This is a genomic window from Aerococcus sp. L_32 (assembly GCF_050689315.1).
The window spans coordinates 1-1828 of the sequence record NZ_JBOEQF010000382.1; the positions used below are offsets into that span (position 1 = coordinate 1).

2 protein-coding genes are annotated in these 1828 nt (G+C 34.8%); both read left to right on the top strand.

Features of this window, described 5'->3' with window-relative positions; translation table 11 throughout:
* Window positions 1-1021 precede the first annotated feature (1021 nt).
* The gene (locus ACRCJ0_RS13145) at window positions 1022-1246 is read left to right on the top strand and encodes an acyl carrier protein (RefSeq protein ID WP_003142776.1); all 225 of its coding nucleotides are present in this window, start codon (window positions 1022-1024) and stop codon (window positions 1244-1246) included.
* A 45-nt stretch (window positions 1247-1291) separates the two neighbouring features.
* Window positions 1292-1828 (top strand): nitronate monooxygenase (locus ACRCJ0_RS13150; RefSeq protein ID WP_431390710.1); only part of this gene is annotated, 537 nt, incomplete at its 3' end.

Genomic DNA, 1828 nt, shown 5'->3' on the forward strand with positions numbered 1-1828 from the left:
TTTGTCCAATGACCATCACTAAAATGATGACGCATATGTGATGTAATGGGTATATAAAGTTTTCTGTTTACTATCTATATTTCTATAAGTTAGGTGACTTGCTAATAGAAATAGCAATTTAGCAAAATTCCGGGTAAACTTTTACGAGGGATAAAAATGGAAAGATTTTTGACTACAAAATAAAAATGTATACGTCGCTATTGTTATTGGCATATATCTTGCTTATCATTTTATCAGCTGTATGGGTGACCAATTCACAATGTAAACCTTTCGCCAGTGTGTATATCGCTACTTATATATCATGTATCTGTATTGGTTATCTATTCTATCAACAAGAACTTCTTAGCGAAAAATCCGCAATAAAATTTGTTGTGATGATTATTCTAGTGCAGCTTTTCCTCCATTTTGCCTTTGAGGCAATAGGTAATTTGTTTGCCATCTAAATAAGGCCAATTGATTGCCTTGTAAGCAACCAGTAATATACTAGAGAATATTGAAATAACAACAGGGATTTCAAAGGCTCTAAGACAAACATTTTTTTGTCTTAGAGCTTTTTTACGTATTTAGTACTTTACTAGAAAATCTAACTAGACTTTTGCGTGAAAGAATCTTCTATCTTCTTGTCCTTTATAGATAGCAGTATTTTTAAAGCTGATGATAGCAAGAAAATCCCAGTTTATTTGTTAAGGCAAGCAACCATCCGATTACCATCAAATCATTAGAATAAATAGTCAAAATACAATTTTTGTTTCACAAAAAATCAAGTTTTTAAGCGCCTGCCATAATCTTAAAGGCGTGAATACAAGTTTCGTAGCGCTTACAACGGATTTGTTTCTTAAAAATGAACAAACTAGTTTCGATAACTAGTTGACAAAGTTATATATATAATTTAATATCTCGTTATTGACTTTATTACATGTCAAACAAAATTAAACTTTATCGTATTCATAAATCGATATCCTTTTTATAGGGATAAGCGACCTAATATATGATTACGCAAATTATGGAGGAATATAAAATAATGACAACTTTTGAAAAAATCCAAGAATTAATCACTGAACAATTAGACTTAGAGGCTGGCGAAGTAAAAGCTACTACAAATATTCGTGAAGATATTGATGCTGACTCTTTAGATTTATTCCAAATCATCAATGACATCGAAGATGAATTCGATATCGAAATTGAAGATGAAGAAAAAATCAATACTGTTCAAGATTTAGTTGACTACGTAGAAGCTAACAAATAGTTTTTGCTTAAAAACGAGTCGATTAAGAGAGGAAGTAATCCTTTAGTGAAAACAGATTTTTGGGAACGCATAGGTGTTGAATACCCAATTATCCAAGGCGCTATGGCTTGGGTTGCCGATGCGGATTTAGCATCAGCAGTTTCCAATGCTGGGGGACTTGGTGTAATTGGTACTGGGCATGATCCTGTTGATGTTGTAAAAGCCAAAGTTGAAAAGATGCAAACACTAACAGATAAACCATTTGCCGTAAATGTCATGTTATTAAATGAACATGTAGAAGAAGTAGTGGACTATATTTGTCAATCTGGTGTTAAAACCATCACAACTGGGGCTGGGTCTCCAGGAAAATATATGGATCGGTTCAACGCAGCCGGTATTTCAGTTATTCCTGTGGTCGCTTCTGTTGGCCTAGCAAAACGTATGGAACGTGAAGGCGTTCATGCAGTGATTGTTGAGGGGATGGAATCAGGTGGTCACGTGGGGCGACAAACTACCATGGCTTTATTACCACAAGTAACAAAAGCTTTGGATATCCCAGTCATTGCGGCTGGTGGTATTGGTGACGGTCGAGGAATGGCAGCA